Origin of the sequence: Streptomyces sp. YIM 130001 (genome assembly GCF_003574445.1) — a bacterium.
In the GTDB taxonomy this organism is placed as follows: Bacteria; Actinomycetota; Actinomycetes; order Streptomycetales; family Streptomycetaceae; genus Streptomyces.
Window position 1 is genome coordinate 128,956 of sequence record NZ_KZ984557.1, and the last position, 15,770, is coordinate 144,725.

Genomic DNA, 15,770 nt, shown 5'->3' on the forward strand with positions numbered 1-15,770 from the left:
GTCCGAACCCCAGCCCGTCCGCCGCTCGAGGACGCAGGGCCGTCAGGCCCCCTCCCGCGCCGGACGGGTTCGGCGTTCCCAGGAATTTCCGGACGGGCCACCACTCCCTTGCGGATCGCGTCACTTAGTGACATGCTGTCACTCAGCGACGAAACGCGACCGGGAGGACCGATCACCATGACGATGACCACCGCACCTTCCCAGCAGCAGCACCAGCAGCGGACGGCGGCGCGAGGTACGACCCTGGACCAGCTGGGAGGCCCCAAGGGCCTCGTGTACACGACGCTCCCTGTGGTCGCGTTCGTCGCCGCGAACAGCCTCCGCGGCCTCACGGCGGCGATCATCACCGCAGGCATCGTGGCGCTGGCCATCGCCGTGGAGCGGCTGCTCCGCAAGGAGTCGCTGATGCCCGCGCTCGGCGGCGTGTTCGGCGTCGCGTCCGCCGCCGGCATCTCCTGGTACACCGGATCCGCGAAGGACTTCTTCGTGGTCGGGATCTGGGCGAGCCTGGCGGGCGCCGTCGTACTCCTCGCCTCCGTACTCGCGCGGTGGCCGCTGGCCGGTCTGATCTGGAACCAGGCCACGGGCAAGGGCACCGTCTGGCGCGCGGACCGGCGCTCGATGTTCTACTACGACGCCGCGACCCTGTTCCTCACCGTCATCTTCGGCTCCCGCTTCGTCGTCCAGCAGTGGCTGTACGACGCCGACCAGGTCGGCTCGCTGGGCTTCGCCAAGATCGCCATGGGCTTCCCGCTGCTCGCCGTCGGCCTCGTGGTCGTCGCCTGGGCGGCCAAGGCCTCGGACAAGCGCCTCAAGGTCGTCGGCCTGCTGCCCGCCCGGCGCGCCTGACCCGGCCCCGGCAGGTGTCTGCCGGGCAGCCCGACAGGGCACTTACTGTCATCGTGACACTCGACGCGTCGAGGAAGCACCGGAAGCCGACGCGTCCAGGAAGTACAGGAAGCAGGGATCGAGATGGCCGGCACGGCATCGGTGAAGCGCAGCGGCATGAGTGACGAGCGGCGTCGCCGACTGCGGCTCGAGATCTCCCGGGAGGCGGCCCGGCTCTTCTGGGCGCAGGGCGTGGACGCCACCAGCGGTGACCAGATCGCGGCGGCCGTCGGCCTGTCCACCCGTACCGTCTGGCGCCACTTCCGCACCAAGGAGAGCTGCGCCGAGCCCATCGTGATGCAGGGCATCAAATGGGGCCTGACGACGCTGCGGACCTGGCCGAGGGAGCTCTCCCTCGAGGAGCATCTCGCCGTGACGACGACGAGCTACGTCCGCGAGACCACGGAGGCCGAGCGCCACGACGACGGGCTCGCCGTCAAGATGATCGAGCTGGCCGACCGCGAACCGGCCATCCGTACGGCCTGGTTGATGGCGTGCGACGAGCTGGAACGCGAGATGGTCGAGATCTTCGCGGAACGCCTCCGCCTCCCCGCCGACGGTATGCAGGTGCGGATGTACGCGGCGGCGGCCTCGGCCGTGCTGCGGGTGATCAACGAGGTGGTGGGGGCCGCGGTGCTGGCCGGTGAGGACCTTACGCAGTACGCCGACGTCTCCGACCTGATCGCGAGGGCGATCCGCGATTCGACCGGCGGCGTGGTGGGGGACCCGGTCCCCGCGTGACCCTTCGGGGTGCATGTGTGGGGTGGCGCGGGGGTGAACGGGCGGGCGCGGGCGTCGGCGTTCGGCCGGTTCGTAGGATCGGGGTTATGAGTTCGAAGGATTCCGCACCGCCGTTGCCCGAACCGCTCCGCGGGGAGGTCGCCGATTCGCACACGCATCTCGACATGCAGGACGGGACGGTGCAGGAGGCGCTCGACAAGGCCGCTTCCGTCGGTGTGACGACCGTGGTCCAGGTCGGCTGCGACGTCGCCGGATCCCGGTGGGCCGCGGACACCGCGGCCGCGTACGCGCCGGTGCACGCTACCGTGGCACTGCATCCCAACGAGGCGCCGCGGATCGTACTGGGGGATCCTGGGGATCCTGGGGGTACCGCCCAGCCGTCCAGGTCTGGGGGAGGCCGGTCACGGCACGGGGAGCGGGCGGCCGGGGGAGAGGCCGCGCTCGACGAGGCGCTCGGTGAGATCGACCGGCTCGCGGCGCTCGACCACGTCAAGGGGGTCGGGGAGACCGGGCTCGACTACTTCCGTACCGGGCCGGAGGGCAAGGACGCACAGGAACGGTCGTTCCGCGCCCACATCGAGATCGCCAAGCGGCACGGCAAGGCCCTGGTCATCCACGACCGCGAGGCGCACGCCGACGTCCTGCGGATCCTCAAGGAGGAGGGCGCCCCCGAGCGCACCGTCTTCCACTGCTACTCGGGCGACGCCGCGATGGCCCAAATCTGCGCCGAACAGGGCTACTTCATGTCCTTCGCAGGCAATATGACGTTCAAGAACGCGGTGCCGCTGCGGGAGGCCCTCGCGGTCGCTCCGACGGAACTCGTCCTGGTCGAGACGGACGCGCCCTTCCTCACTCCGGCCCCGTATCGCGGCAGGCCCAATGCTCCCTATCTGGTGCCCGTCACCGTGCGCGCGATGGCTGAGGTGAAGGGACTGCCGGAGGAGGCGCTCACGGAGGCGCTCCGCGTCAACACGGCGCGCGCGTTCGGTTATTGAGTCCTGCGCAGGCCCTGCGCGTGGCCCGGCCGGCGGGCTGCCGGCCGGCGGTGACCGAGCGCGTGAATGGCCGTGACTGATCGCGACACAGCGTGTTCGAGCGACTTTGGAGAGTGACGGTCGCTCGGCTAGGTTCTGTCAGCCCGATGCAGAACCCAGCGAGCCCGGAGCGTCGTCGTGAGCAGTGCGCAGGGTGGTCAGCAGGCGGTACGCGGCGGCCAGGACACCGACACCGTGACCGCACCTCGGTACGGCGAGGCGTACGAGCCGGCCTTTCACGAGCCGCACCTGTACGCGTCGGAGATGTACGCGTCGGACGTGTACGCGTCGGCCCTCGGAGCGGGGGCCGGTCCGTACGGGCGCTGGTCGGAGCCTTACCGGGCGCCCTACGGCCAGAGCCCGGACGCCACTTGGGTGGACTCCCCGGGGGTGGCAGCGCCCGGGTTCGGGCCCGCGCCGATCGCGTACGCCCGCGCGGCCGCGGCGACGCTGGACGCAGGGCCCTTGGACACGGGGCCGCTGGACAGGGCGCAGTCGGTCACCGGGCCCCCGGGCGCGGCGACGCTCGACGTACCGACTGCGGGCATGCGGCCCGCCGGTGACATGCCGGCGGCGACCCCGCGCGGCCCGCGGCGGCGCCTCGCACCGGTGCGGCCCGATTCGTGGCGGCGGCTCGTCCCGCAGGCGCTGGTCGTGGCCTTCCTCGCCGGCGGCACCTCCGCGTTCGTCTCCGCCGACAAAGGCGTGACCCTTTCCGTCGACGGCAAGACCCGCACCCTGCACACCTTCGCCGACGACGTCGACGAACTCCTCGACGAGGAAGGCCTCGACCTCGGCGCCCACGATGTCGTCGCCCCCGGCCGCGGCGCCGGACTCGACTCCGGCGACGAGGTCGTCGTCCGGCACGGCCGCCCCCTGCAACTCACCCTCGACGGCATCTGGCACCAGGTGTGGACGACCGCGGACACCGTCGACGGGGCGCTGCGGGAGCTCGGCGTACGCGCGGACGGAGCGCATCTGTCGGTGCCGCGGTCGCAGCGGATCGCCCGCACCGGACTCAGCCTCGAGGTCCGTACCGAGCGCACCGTCACGGTGATGGCCGACGGCCGCGAACGGACCGTGCGCACCAACGCCGCCACGGTGCGCGAGGCGGTCCGCGCCGCCGGCGTCACCCTGCACGGCCAGGACACCACCTCGGTGCCGCAGGACAGCTTCCCGCGCGACGGGCAGACCCTGAAGGTGCTGCGCATCGTCGCCAGCCAGGAGGTGCGCGACGAGCGGGTCGCCTACGACGTGCGGCGGGTCGAGGACGCGTCGCTCGACCGCGGCACGGTGGAGGTCGTACGGCAGGGCCGGCCCGGTGCGCGCCGCCTCACCTACGCGGTGCGCACGGTCAACGGCGTCCGGGAGAAGCCGCGGCTGGTCCGCACCGAGACGGTCCGCGAGCCGCGCGCCGAGCACGTGCGGGTCGGCACCCGGGAGCTGCCCGCCTCCGTGCAGGGCGCCGACGGGCTGAACTGGGGCGCGCTGGCCGCCTGTGAATCGGGCGGGCGCCCGGACGCGACGGATCCGTCCGGGACGTACGGAGGGCTCTACCAGTTCGATACGCAGACGTGGCAGAGCCTCGGCGGGAGCGGACGCCCCCAGGACGCCTCCGCAGCGGAGCAGACCTCGCGGGCCAAGAAGCTGTACGTCCAGCGCGGCGCGAGCCCGTGGCCTCATTGCGGTGCCCGTCTGGAGGCGTGAAGGGCTTCGTGTGCTGCGGATCTCCGCGAAGGCCGTGCGGGTCTCCCCGCGGACCCTGCGGCTCTCCCCGGCCGTGGGTCACCGATCAGCCCGTCCGGCGTCTCGGGAAAGGCAGCCAGGACAAGCCTGAGGACGCGAGAGCGGCGGCGGCCCGCACGCGGACGCGACCGCCACCCGGACACACCTGGAATCACACGCCCCCGGGGCCCCGTACCCTGGGCCCGTGAGCAGCCCCACTTCTGATCCCCTGCTCGGCCCCGCCGAGATCCGTGAACTCTCCGCCGCCCTCGGCGTACGCCCCACCAAGCAGCGCGGTCAGAACTTCGTCATCGACCCGAACACCGTGCGCCGCATCGTGCGCACCGCCGAGGTCAGCCCCGACGACGTGGTCGTCGAGATCGGCCCGGGGCTCGGTTCGCTGACCCTGGCCCTCCTCGAGGCCGCCGACCGCGTCATGGCCGTGGAGATCGACGACGTCCTCGCGGGCGCGCTCCCCGCGACCGTCGAGGCCCGACTGCCCGCCCGCGCCGACCGGTTCGCCCTCGTCCACCGTGACGCGATGCTCGTCGACGAGCTGCCGGGGCCGGCCCCGACCGCCCTCGTCGCCAACCTGCCGTACAACGTCGCCGTCCCCGTACTGCTGCACATGCTCGCCACCTTCCCGAGCATCGAGCGCACGCTCGTCATGGTGCAGGCGGAGGTCGCCGACCGCCTGGCCGCCGCACCCGGCTCCAAGGTCTACGGCGTGCCCTCGGTCAAGGCCAACTGGTACGCGGAGGTGAAGCGCGCCGGCTCGATCGGCCGGAACGTCTTCTGGCCCGCGCCGAACGTCGACAGTGGCCTCGTCTCCCTGGTCCGCCGCACCGAACCGGTGGCGACCACCGCGACCCGCAAGCAGGTCTTCGCCGTCGTCGACGCCGCCTTCGCCCAGCGCCGCAAGACGCTGCGCGCCGCGCTCGCCGGCTGGGCCGGATCGGCGGCCGCGGCGGAGGCCGCGCTCGTGGGCGCCGGTGTCTCGCCGCAGGCGCGCGGCGAGGCGCTCACCGTCGAGGAGTTCGCCAGGATCGCGGAACAGCATGCCGCCGGCCGCCAGGAGGAGGCTTCCGCATGAGCAGGCAGTCCGTCACCGTTCGCGTACCCGCCAAGGTCAATGTGCAGCTCGCGGTCGGCGGGCCGCGCCCCGACGGCTTCCACGGCCTGGCCAACGTCTTCCTCGCGGTCGGCCTGTACGACGAGGTGACGGCGACCGCCGCCGGCGAACTGCGCATCACCTGCTCGGGCCCCGACGCGGGCCAGGTGCCCCTCGACCGTTCCAACCTGGCGGCCCGCGCCGCCCTCGCGCTGGCCGAACGGCACGGCCGCGGCGCCGACGTACACCTCCACATCGACAAGGACATCCCGGTCGCCGGCGGCATGGCAGGCGGCAGCGCGGACGCCGCCGGAGCCCTGGTGGCCTGCGACGCACTCTGGGGCACCGAGACGCCACGCGACGAACTCATGGAGATCTGCGCCGAGTTGGGCAGTGACGTGCCGTTCAGCCTGGTCGGCGGCGCCGCACTGGGCACCGGACGCGGTGAGCGGCTCGCCCCGATCGAGGTCGGCGGCACCTTCCACTGGGTGTTCGCCGCGGCCGACGGCGGGCTCTCCACACCCGCCGTGTACCGGGAGTTCGACCGGCTCTGCGAGGCAGCGGGCCGCACCGTACCGGAGCCCGAGGCTTCGCCCGTACTGCTCGACGCGTTGCGCGCAGGCGACCCGAAGGCGCTCGCGGACGCGGTGAGCAACGATCTGCAGCCCGCCGCCCTCTCCCTGTTCCCGTCCCTCGCGGACACCCTGCGCGCGGGTTCCGAGGCCGGCGCGCTCGCCGCCCTGGTCTCCGGCTCCGGCCCGACCACGGCCTACCTCGCGGCCTCCGCGGAATCGGCGCGGGAGATCGCCGACGCCCTGCGCGCCTCCGGCACCTGCCGCACGGTCCGCACCACGACCGCCCCCGCACCGGGCGCCCACCCGACCGACGCCCCGGACCGGTCCTCCGCTCCATGACCTGCTCCATGGAGCCACGTACTCAGCCGAGTTGAGTACGGGCGCGCTGCCGCCCCGCTCCCGCTGACAAGCCGAAGGGGCGGCCCGGAGAAGACCGCTCGGCCGTGAACAGCCGCGCCTTCCCGGACCGCCCCTTCGCGGGCGTCGCGCCTACTGGGTGCTGAACACGATGGCCAGCGGCGTCACGTCGGAACCGGTGGGCTTGCGTGCGTAGGTTCCTGCCATGAACAGTCGGCCGTCGACGTAACGGATCTCGGAGTAGCTCGGCTGGAAGCTCTTCTCCACCCGGTTGAGGCTCCGGTCCGCCGGGTTCTCCATCAGCACGGTCGACTGGAAGGAGTCGCCGTTGATGCTGACGACCTGGCCGCCCTTGTCGTACGGGCCGGTCTTGTACGCGAGCAGGTTCGTGCCGTCCATCCGCAGCGGGCTGATCGAGTACTTGTCACCCGCGTCGGCACGGTCGGAGGTCTGCTTGCCGGTCTTCAGGTCGAAGGACACGATCTCGTTGGTCTGTCCGTACTCGCCGGTGCCGGCGTCGTGCTCCTCGGTCGGCAGGTAGATCTTGCCGTTGCCGATGACCACCTGGGAGCAGCCGCTGACCTCGGTGCTCTTGCACTCGGCGCCGTACTTCTCGGCATCCGCCGTGATCTTGGTGATCAGCTTGCCGGTCTTGTCGTCGATCGAGAAGAAGTCCGAGATGCCGCTGCCGTCTCCCGCGGTGTCACCGACGTCCGCCGCGACCACCAGCGGCTTGCTGGAGACGATGTGCGGGTACTCGATGCCGGACGACATCTTGTACGAGGCCAGGACCTTGCCGTTCTTGGGGTCGATCGTCTGGATCGTGTTCGTCGCGCTGTCGTAGGGACCGCACTTGCGGACCACGGCGAGGGCCTCGCCGCCCTGATAGCCGACGTCCTTGCACTCGTCCGCGCTCACCTCGGGCTGCCACAGGGACTTGCCGGACTTGACGTCCCACGCGGCGCCGCCGCTGGTGCCGCCGGCCGCGACCGTGTCACCGCTGATGGTGACCTCGTCCATGCGGACCTTCTCGTCACCGGTCTTCGCCTGCTTCGTCCACAGGAGCTTGCCGGAGTTCAGGTCGAGGGCGCCCACCTCGGTGCAACCCTTGTGGGTCTCCTCCTTGGTGGGCTTGCCGCCCTGGAAGACGACGGCGGTGATGCCGTCCTCGTTGACCTCGTCCGAGGCCCAGCAGATCGGGCCCTTCAGCGGTACGTCCCAGGACTTCTTGCCGGTCTTGACGTCGTACCCGACGATCTGGCTGATCCCGCTCTTGGCGTACACCTTGTCGGTGGTCCAGGAGCCGTCGACGACGACGCTGTCGTTCTTCTCCTTCACCTCCGGCATGGGGATCTGGTAAGCGACCTTGGACTTGGTGTTGGCCGGCGCCTTCTCCTTGCCGCCGCCGGTACCACCGCCGCCCTTGGTGTTGCCGCCCTTGCCCTCGGTGCCGGCCGAGCTCTTGGCCTCGTCCTTCTTGTCGTCGTCGCCCTTGGAGTTGGCGAACAGGACGCCACCGCCGACGATCAGCGCCACCGCGACCACGGCCGCGATGATGATCGTCATCTGGGTGTTCAGCTTCTTGCCGCCGCCGGGCCCACCGGAAGGCGGCGGAGGCTGCTGCTGGTACGAGCCGTACTGCGGCTGCTGCTGTCCCGGGTAGCCGTACTGACCCGGCGCGGGAGTCGGCTGTCCGGGGCCCTGCGGATAGCCGTAACCGGGTGCAGGGGTGGCCGGCGGCTGGCCGGCACCCGGCGCACCGGGCGGTGGCATCGACGGCGGACCCGAAGGCGGCGGGGTCTGCGGCGGGCCGGCGGGCGGCGGCGTCTGCGGGTAGCCGTAGCCCGGGTCCTGCGGAGCACCGAAGCCGCCCGGAGGCGGGTCCTGCGGAGCACCGAAACCGCCGGACTGAGGCTCCTGGGGCGTCCCCGGCCCACCTGGCGGCGGGTCCTGAGGCGCTCCGAAGCCTCCCTGCGGGGGCTCGTTGGGCGGCTGGGGCGGCTGCGTCATTTCTCTACCTCTGCGATACGGAACGGGGGCCTTGGCGGTGAGCCACGGTCGACTTCCGGGAGACCTCGGTCAACTACGGGCGTACTTCACGTACTTGGCGGCCGTGACGATGACGGCCGCCGTCGATCACTCGGGGATGTCCGGCATCGATCACTTACCGAAGGACAGCATGCGCGCCGCGTCCTTGCTGTCGCCGCCGAGCAGCCGCGACGAGGTGATGAAGAAGTGTCCTCCGGAGTACTTCAGCTTCCCGCTGGTCATCGAGTTCTCGATGCTCGCCGCCGACTCGGGGTGCTTGAGCACGGTGGTCGGCTTGCTGCCGCCTGCACCGAACTTCACGATCGAGCCGGGCTTGTCGTACGTGGGGTCCACATAGGCGAGCAGGCCGGTGCCCTCGCGCTGCAGCGGCAGTGCGGAGCGGCCCTCGCCGGCCTTGGCGCGCCACTTGGGCTTGCCGGTGTTCAGGTCGAAGGCGACGATCTCGTTCGACCGGCCGGAGCTGGCGCTGCCCTTGGGCTCGGTGGCCATGTAGAAGCTGTCGGCGTCGGCCACCATGCCGTCACAGCCGTTGAGCTGGCGCTCGAGGACCGCGAAGCCGCCGCACTGCTGTCGGAAGTTGTCCTTGCCGCCGTCGAGTTGGGAGCGCACCTTGCCGCTGTCGGTCAGCGCCATGATGCTCCAGCTCTTCTCGTCCCGGTTGGTCACCGAGATGACGATCGGGTTCGTCGAGTAGACCTTGCTGACCTCCCAGCCCTTCTTGGAGGCGAACTTCCACTTGGCCTTGCCGGTCTTGGGGTCGATCAGCTTGAGGTTGTCGTTCTCCGTGGAGGTGGAGCAGGAGTCGACCTGCATCAGGCGCTCACCGCCGGCGAAGGCGGCGGGGAAGCAGTTGCCGTCCTTCGACGCCTTGAAGAGCTTCTTACCGTCGCTGACACGGAACGCCGTGCCGGACTGCGAGCGCGCCGCGGCGACCGTGTTACCGGAGATCGAGAGCTCCAGGCTGATGGCACTGTCGAAGTCGTTGTCCTTCTTCGGCTCCGACTTCCAGCCCTTCTTGCCCGTCTTGAGGTCGATCATCTGGAGTTGCGAACACTCGGGGTTACCGGTCTTCCCCTCCTTGAACGCGACGACCACCTTGCCGTCCTCCGTGGCATTGCGCGGAGTGGCGCACACCTCGTAAGGAAGCTTGATCTTCCACTTCTCCTTGCCGGAGGAGACGTCCCAGCCGGTGACCTCGTTGTAGGCGGCCTGCGCCACGGTGTCGCCGACGACCCAGATGTCCTTCAGCTCCGCGCCGTTGCCGGGCAGGTCCATCTTGTTCGTGCTGACCCAGGCCTTCGCCTCGCCGGGCTTGCTGGCGAGGTCGTTGTCGCTCTCGCGTCCGCCGCCGCTGCCGTCGCCCTCGTCCACCGGGTCGGACTTGCCGGGCTTCGGGTCGTTGGACTTGCCGGCCACCGGCTTCTTCGGGTTCTCCTCGTCGTCGCCCCCGCTGACGGCCAGGTACACACCGCCACCGACCACCAGGAGACCGGCCACCGCGGCCGCGATGATCATGCCGGGCTTGCCCTTGAAGAACTTGCCGGGGCCGGAACCGCCGTCACCCGGACCACCGGGAGCGGGGGCACCGGGGAACTGGGGCGGCGGCGTCTGCCCGTAGCCGGGCTGCTGCTGGCCGTACGGACCGGGCTGGTTGTACGGACCGGGCTGCTGGCCGTAGGGGCCGGGCTGGTTGTACGGGCCGGGCTGGCCGTAACCGCCACCCGCCGGCGGAGTCTGCGGATAGCCGTAACCGGGCGCCGGCGCGGGCCCGCCCTGCGGCGGAGCCGGGGGCTGGGCCGGCGGCTGGCCGGGCGGCTGGGGCGGCATGCCCGGGGACGCGGGCGAGCCCTGCTGAGGGTCCTGCGGAGCACCAAAACCGCCCTGGGGCTGTGGCGGCTGGTCGGGCGGCTGGGTCATCAGCGCGATACCTCATCACACGGTTCCCCACACCCGTACGGCCTCCCCCGCAATTCCGTTGGTCAAATCCCCCCGGAAAGGAGCGTATCGGGCATGGTTCCCGCAACTCTGCGTCAGTCGAGCGGGAGTTCTTTCTATCACTGACCTGTGCATGGACACTGGTGCGGTCGATCCCCTGTTCCCAAGGGCGGACCCGGCCGTGATGCCTCCGTTACGTCGGCGTCCGGCGCTTCGGCCACCGCCGAATCAGACGTCCTCGGCGAGCTCGAGCCAGCGCATCTCCAACTCTTCACGCTCTCCGGTCAGTTCACGCAACTCCGCGTCCAGCTTGGCGACCAGGCCGAAATCCGTGGCGTTCTCGGCGATCTCCGCGTGCAGTTTCGATTCCCTGCCGGAGACCTTGTCCAGCTGCCGCTCGATCTTCTGCAGTTCCTTCTTCGCCGCCCGGGTGTCCGCGGACGAGCGGCCGCCGCTCGTGGCTGCCGGGGCTGCGGGCGCGGACGCCGCGGACGCCGCCGCGGCCATCGCGTGCCGGCGCTCCAGGTACTCGTCGATCCCGCGCGGCAGCATCCGCAGCGTCGCGTCACCCAGCAGCGCGAACACCCGGTCCGTGGTGCGCTCCACGAAGAACCGGTCGTGCGAGATCACCACCATCGAGCCCGGCCAGCCGTCGAGGACGTCCTCGAGCTGGGTGAGGGTCTCGATGTCCAGGTCGTTGGTCGGCTCGTCGAGGAAGAGGACGTTGGGCTCGTCCATCAGGAGCCGCAGGATCTGCAGCCGCCGCCGCTCGCCGCCGGAGAGGTCACCGACGGGCGTCCACTGCTTGTCCTTGTTGAAGCCGAACTGCTCGCAGAGCTGGCCCGCCGTCATCTCCCGGCCCTTGCCGAGGTCCACCCGGTCGCGTACCTGCTGGACGGCCTCGAGGACCCGCAGATTCGGGGCCAGTTCGCCCACTTCCTGGGAGAGATAGGCCAGTTTGACCGTCTTGCCGACCACGATGTGGCCGGCAGCCGGCTGCTCCTCGCCCTCACTGCGGGCTGCGTCGGCCATCGCGCGCAGCAGTGAGGTCTTGCCCGCGCCGTTCACGCCCACCAGGCCGACCCGGTCGCCCGGGCCGAGCTGCCAGGTCAGATGCTTCAGGAGCAGCTTGGGCCCGGCCGTCACGGTGACGTCCTCGAGGTCGATGACCGTCTTGCCGAGCCGGGACGAGGCGAACTTCATCAGCTCGGACGCGTCCCGCGGTGGCGGTACGTCCTTGATCAATTCATTGGCCGCCTCCACCCGGAAGCGCGGCTTCGAGGTACGGGCCGGGGCGCCGCGACGCAGCCACGCCAGCTCCTTGCGGACCAGGTTCTGCCGCTTGGTCTCCTCGGTGGCGGCGATCCGCTCGCGCTCGGCCCGCGCGAACACGTAGTCGCTGTAGCCGCCCTCGTACTCGTAGACGTCGCCGCGCTGTACGTCCCACATGCGGGTGCAGACCTGGTCCAGGAACCAGCGGTCGTGGGTGACGCAGACGAGCGCGGAGCGGCGGGCGCGCAGATGCGCGGCGAGCCAGGAGATGCCCTCGACGTCCAGGTGGTTGGTCGGCTCGTCGAGGACGATCAGGTCGGGTTCGCCGATCAGTAGCTTGGCGAGCGCGATACGGCGGCGTTCACCACCGGACAGCGGGCCGATCACGGTGTCCAGGCCGCTCTCGAATCCCGGCAGGTCGAGGCCGCCGAAGAGCCCCGTCAGCACGTCCCGGATCCGGGCGCTGCCCGCCCATTCGTGGTCGGCGAGGTCGCCGATCACCTCGTGGCGCACGGTCGCTGCCGGGTCGAGTGAGTCGTGCTGGGTCAGCACGCCGAGCCGCAGTCCGCCGCTGTGCGTGACCCGGCCGGTGTCGGGCTCCTCGAGGGCGGCGAGGAGCCGGATCAGGGTGGTCTTGCCGTCCCCGTTCCGTCCGACGACGCCGATCCGGTCGCCCTCCGAGACGCCGAGGGAGACGCCGTCGAGCAGGGCACGGGTGCCGTACACCTTGGCCACAGACTCGACATTGACCAGATTGACGGCCATCAAAGCTCCAGAAGAGGGGACGATCGGTTCTCCAGCTTACGGCCCTGACCACGGCCCTCCGTCGGCGCGTCTCGCGCCGCCGATACCCGAGAAAGGGCTGCAACGGCGGGGATTCGGTATTCCGGGCGACATCTCGACGAGAGGGGGCGCGCAACGTCGAACAAGCGTGTAGCTTCCGGGGAACGGAGGGCCGGGGGGCCCGGTCGTTCGGGTCGGTGGGGGAATTGGGGGTTGCCCGATGGGTGTGCGACTCATGGTGGTGGACGACCACCGGCTGCTCGCCGAGGCACTCGCCTCGGCACTCAAACTGCGCGGGCACCGGGTGCTCGCCGCGGCCGCGCCCGCCGCGGGGGCCGCCGAACTCGTCGTACAGCGCGCGCCCGAGGTCTGTCTGCTCGGCACGGCCACGCCCGCGGAGCCGGGCATCTTCGATCCGGTCGTCCGCATCAAGCGCGAGCGCCCGCAGATCGCCGTGGTCGTCCTGGGCCCGGTGCCGAACCCGCGCGGGATCGCCGCCGCCTTCGCCGCCGGTGCTTCCGGATACGTGCGCCACGACGAGCGCATCGAGGGTGTCGAGCGGGCCATGATGAAGGCGCGGGCCGGCGAGGCAGCAGTGGCTCCGCAACTGCTGCAGGGCGCCTTCGGCGAGCTGCTCAACCCGGCCGCTCAGCCGGACGACGAGGGCCAGCGGCTGCTGCAACTGCTCACCCCGCGCGAGGTCGAGGTCCTGGTCCGGGTCGCCGACGGCGAGGACACCCGGCTGATCGCGGCCGGCATGGGCATCGCTCCCAGCACGGCCCGTACCCACGTACAGCGGGTCCTGATGAAACTGAACGTGGGCTCCCGCCTGGAGGCGGCCGCCCTCGCGGCCCGGACCGGTCTGCTCGACCGTGCGGTTCCGCTGGGCGATACGGCGGGGCGCGGCGGCGAGGTGCCGGCCGCGCGCAATGGCGGCGAGGTGGACCGACACGTCTCGTACCCGTCCACGCCGCAGGGGCCGGAGTTGCGATGAACTCCGGCCCCTGCGGCGTGTGTTGATCCGGCACCCGTGACCGGTCAGCCGGTCTCGTCCGTGGCCGCCGACTGCTCGGCCTCCGGCGCCTGGGGCGCCTCGGTCGGCCGCAGCTTCAGCCAGACCAGGAAGAACAGGCCGAGCGCGAGCATGGCGAGCCCGGTCCACAGGTTGATGTTGACGCCCTCGGCCTTGTCCAGGTCCGCGTCGGACACGGTGAACCCGGCGATCGTCACGATCACGCCGTAGACGACGAACAGGCCGCCGATGATGCGCCTGATGTCGAAGAGCCGGGCCGCGGTCGCGGACTTGCGCTCCAGCTCGGAGACTTCCTTCTGCAGTTCAGACATGGTGTTTCAGCCTCCGATCGGTCAGAACGAGTACGGGATGTAGCAGAGGGCGGAGATCACGAGCGCGCTCCAGCCGAGCAGCGCGGGCTTGCGGTACCAAGCCTGGTCGCCCTCCTCCGGCGGTGCCTCCATACCCGGACTCGGCATGCCGTAGACGAGTCCCGCGAGCTCGGACTCGGGCTTCGGCGTGGTGAAGAGGGTGACCGTCACCATCACGACGGCACCGGCCACGAAGCCCACGATCGCAGACACGAAGTTGGCGCCCTGGTCGCTGGGGATGTCGATGATGCCCTGCTTGTAGAGCACGAAGTAGTTGACCATCGCGGCGCCGGTGCCGGCGACGAGGCCCCAGACACCCGACTTCATCGAGGCCCGCTTCCAGAACATACCGATGATGAAGACCACGAACATCGGCACGTTGAAGAACGTGAACAGCGTCTGCAGGTACGTCATGATGTTCGAGAAGCTGGCGGCCACGAAGGCCGTGCCGATCGAGGCCACCACGCCGATCGCCGTGATGAGACGCCCGAAGCGCAGGTAGTACCGGTCGTCCCGGTCCGTCTTCACGTACTTGCCCCAGATGTCGTACGTGAACACGGTGTTGAACGACGACACGTTGGCCGCCATACCGGCCATGAAGGCCGCGATCAGACCGGTCACGGCGATGCCGAGCACACCGTTGGGCAGCAGTTCCTGCATCAGCAGCGGGATGGCGTCGTTGTACGTCAGGTCGGAGCCCGAGGTGCCGATCTTCGGGACCACGACAGCGGCGGCCAGGCCCGGGATCATCACCAGGAAGACGATGAAGATCTTCGGGAAGGCGGCGATGAGCGGGGTGCGCTTGGCGGCGGACATGTTCTTCGCCGACAGGGCGCGCTGCACCTCGGCGAAGTTGGTCGTCCAGTAGCCGAAGGACAGCACGAAGCCGAGGCCGAGGATGATCGTGAGCCAGTTGGCCCCGAGCGCGTTGGAGTCGCCGATGCCCGTATTGCCCCAGGCGGTCATGAAGCTGTCGCCGTGGTTCTTGGTGAGCGACGCCGAGAGGCCGTCCCAGCCACCGACCCGCTTGAGGGCGAGGATGGTGAGCGGGATGAGGGCCGCGAGGATCACGAAGAACTGCAGGACCTCGTTGTAGATCGCCGAGGACAGGCCGCCGATCGTGATGTACGCGAGGACGAAGACGCCGGCGACGACGATCGACACCCACTGGGGCCAGCCGAGCAGCGCTTCCACGACGATCGACATGGCGTACAGGTTCACGCCCGCGATCAGGATCGCGGCGAAGGCGAACAGTACGGAGCTCAGCAGGTGTGCGGACTTGTCGAATCGCTGCAGCAGGAACTCGGGGACGCTTCGGACCTTGGAGCCGTAGTAGAACGGCATCATCACCAGGCCGAGGAAGACCATGGCGGGGATGGCGCCGATCCAGTACCAGTGCACGACGGCGACGCCGTACTGGGCGCCGGTGGCTGCCATGCCCAGGATCTCGGTGGCACCGAGGTTGGCCGCCACGAAGGCGAGACCGGTGACCCAGGCGGGCAGTGAGCGGCCCGACAGGAAGAAGTCCAGGCTGGTCTTCACGCTTCGGCGAGCGGCGAATCCGATACCGAGCACCACGACGAAGTAGATCGCCAGGAGCGTGTAGTCCAGACCGTTGGTGGGGAGCCGAAGCCCTTCGGCCAGGTATTGCATGGGGGAACTCGCTTCGTTGCGCGAACTGATCAGACGCGAACCTACGCTTCCATGTTCAAAAAATGAACACCTCGCTGAGGTTCTTTGTTTGTTCGTGATCGAGTGAGGTGGATTCGATCGCGTCGTCCGGCGGCTGAAGGTGTACTCCCAGGGGGAGTTGGCATCGAAGCTGGTTCACCGGCGGGGTGCGTGGCGTCCGTCTCTTGACGGTGGTGTTTGCTTGTGGTTTGTTGTGTTGAGTTCTGTGTGATGGACGTGGGGAGT

At 70.1% G+C, this 15,770-nt stretch carries 12 protein-coding genes; 7 read left to right on the forward strand and 5 right to left on the reverse strand.

Features of this window, described 5'->3' with window-relative positions:
- The first annotated feature begins 177 nt into the window (after window positions 1-177).
- The 6 genes from DSC45_RS19200 (at window position 178) to DSC45_RS19225 (ending at window position 6,413) form a co-directional block, all read left to right on the forward strand.
- Window positions 178-849, forward strand: a complete 672-nt coding sequence (locus tag DSC45_RS19200; RefSeq protein ID WP_240434727.1) for a DUF3159 domain-containing protein — start codon at window positions 178-180, stop codon at window positions 847-849.
- A gap of 123 nt (window positions 850-972) precedes the next feature.
- Window positions 973-1,629: a TetR/AcrR family transcriptional regulator gene (locus DSC45_RS19205; RefSeq protein WP_240434728.1), complete on the forward strand. Its 657-nt coding sequence runs from the start codon at window positions 973-975 to the stop codon at window positions 1,627-1,629.
- An 86-nt stretch (window positions 1,630-1,715) separates the two neighbouring features.
- Window positions 1,716-2,624 carry a TatD family hydrolase gene (locus DSC45_RS19210; protein WP_119292578.1) on the forward strand — a complete coding sequence of 303 codons (909 nt, stop codon included), beginning with the start codon at window positions 1,716-1,718 and terminating at the stop codon, window positions 2,622-2,624.
- Between the two features lie 303 nt (window positions 2,625-2,927).
- Entirely contained in the window at window positions 2,928-4,370 is a 1,443-nt protein-coding gene (locus tag DSC45_RS19215; RefSeq protein WP_119292826.1) for a resuscitation-promoting factor, read from the forward strand.
- A 223-nt stretch (window positions 4,371-4,593) separates the two neighbouring features.
- Window positions 4,594-5,481, forward strand: a complete 888-nt coding sequence (gene rsmA / locus DSC45_RS19220) for a 16S rRNA (adenine(1518)-N(6)/adenine(1519)-N(6))-dimethyltransferase RsmA (RefSeq protein ID WP_119292580.1) — start codon at window positions 4,594-4,596, stop codon at window positions 5,479-5,481.
- Window positions 5,478-6,413 (forward strand): 4-(cytidine 5'-diphospho)-2-C-methyl-D-erythritol kinase, encoded by a 936-nt coding sequence (locus DSC45_RS19225; RefSeq protein WP_119292582.1) that lies wholly within the window; start codon window positions 5,478-5,480, stop codon window positions 6,411-6,413. Before rsmA ends, DSC45_RS19225 begins: the two co-directional genes overlap by 4 nt.
- Before the next feature lie 150 nt (window positions 6,414-6,563).
- Here the strand turns inward: DSC45_RS19225 and DSC45_RS19230 are convergent, their stop codons facing one another.
- The 3 genes from DSC45_RS19230 to DSC45_RS19240 all read right to left on the reverse strand — a co-directional run bounded on the left by DSC45_RS19230 (window position 6,564) and on the right by DSC45_RS19240 (window position 12,452).
- Window positions 6,564-8,441 carry an outer membrane protein assembly factor BamB family protein gene (locus tag DSC45_RS19230; RefSeq protein WP_119292584.1) on the reverse strand — a complete coding sequence of 626 codons (1,878 nt, stop codon included), beginning with the start codon at window positions 8,439-8,441 and terminating at the stop codon, window positions 6,564-6,566.
- 150 nt (window positions 8,442-8,591) lie between these two features.
- Window positions 8,592-10,397 carry an outer membrane protein assembly factor BamB family protein gene (locus DSC45_RS19235; RefSeq protein ID WP_119292585.1) on the reverse strand — a complete coding sequence of 602 codons (1,806 nt, stop codon included), beginning with the start codon at window positions 10,395-10,397 and terminating at the stop codon, window positions 8,592-8,594.
- Between the two features lie 246 nt (window positions 10,398-10,643).
- Entirely contained in the window at window positions 10,644-12,452 is a 1,809-nt protein-coding gene (locus DSC45_RS19240) for an ABC-F family ATP-binding cassette domain-containing protein (RefSeq protein ID WP_119292587.1), read from the reverse strand.
- A gap of 238 nt (window positions 12,453-12,690) precedes the next feature.
- Between DSC45_RS19240 and DSC45_RS19245 the strand changes: the two genes are divergently transcribed.
- Window positions 12,691-13,464, forward strand: a complete 774-nt coding sequence (locus tag DSC45_RS19245) for a helix-turn-helix transcriptional regulator (protein ID WP_240434729.1) — start codon at window positions 12,691-12,693, stop codon at window positions 13,462-13,464.
- Window positions 13,465-13,508: 44 nt separating this feature from the next.
- Here the strand turns inward: DSC45_RS19245 and DSC45_RS19250 are convergent, their stop codons facing one another.
- Window positions 13,509-13,814, reverse strand: a complete 306-nt coding sequence (locus DSC45_RS19250; protein WP_119292589.1) for a hypothetical protein — start codon at window positions 13,812-13,814, stop codon at window positions 13,509-13,511.
- A gap of 21 nt (window positions 13,815-13,835) precedes the next feature.
- Entirely contained in the window at window positions 13,836-15,506 is a 1,671-nt protein-coding gene (locus DSC45_RS19255) for a sodium:solute symporter family protein (RefSeq protein WP_119292591.1), read from the reverse strand.
- Window positions 15,507-15,770 lie beyond the last annotated feature (264 nt).

What these genes read in the sequence shown, in the direction of transcription:
- DSC45_RS19210 (WP_119292578.1), top strand. Translation starts at nt 1,716, where the DNA reads ATGAGTTCGAAGGATTCCGCACCGCCGTTGCCCGAACCGCTCCGCGGG.
- DSC45_RS19250 (WP_119292589.1), bottom strand. Translation starts at nt 13,814, where the DNA reads ATGTCTGAACTGCAGAAGGAAGTCTCCGAGCTGGAGCGCAAGTCCGCG.
- DSC45_RS19235 (WP_119292585.1), bottom strand. Translation starts at nt 10,397, where the DNA reads ATGACCCAGCCGCCCGACCAGCCGCCACAGCCCCAGGGCGGTTTTGGT.
- DSC45_RS19240 (WP_119292587.1), bottom strand. Translation starts at nt 12,452, where the DNA reads ATGGCCGTCAATCTGGTCAATGTCGAGTCTGTGGCCAAGGTGTACGGC.
- DSC45_RS19215 (WP_119292826.1), top strand. Translation starts at nt 2,928, where the DNA reads ATGTACGCGTCGGACGTGTACGCGTCGGCCCTCGGAGCGGGGGCCGGT.
- DSC45_RS19245 (WP_240434729.1), top strand. Translation starts at nt 12,691, where the DNA reads ATGGGTGTGCGACTCATGGTGGTGGACGACCACCGGCTGCTCGCCGAG.
- DSC45_RS19230 (WP_119292584.1), bottom strand. Translation starts at nt 8,441, where the DNA reads ATGACGCAGCCGCCCCAGCCGCCCAACGAGCCCCCGCAGGGAGGCTTC.
- DSC45_RS19225 (WP_119292582.1), top strand. Translation starts at nt 5,478, where the DNA reads ATGAGCAGGCAGTCCGTCACCGTTCGCGTACCCGCCAAGGTCAATGTG.
- DSC45_RS19205 (WP_240434728.1), top strand. Translation starts at nt 973, where the DNA reads ATGGCCGGCACGGCATCGGTGAAGCGCAGCGGCATGAGTGACGAGCGG.
- DSC45_RS19200 (WP_240434727.1), top strand. Translation starts at nt 178, where the DNA reads ATGACGATGACCACCGCACCTTCCCAGCAGCAGCACCAGCAGCGGACG.
- DSC45_RS19255 (WP_119292591.1), bottom strand. Translation starts at nt 15,506, where the DNA reads ATGCAATACCTGGCCGAAGGGCTTCGGCTCCCCACCAACGGTCTGGAC.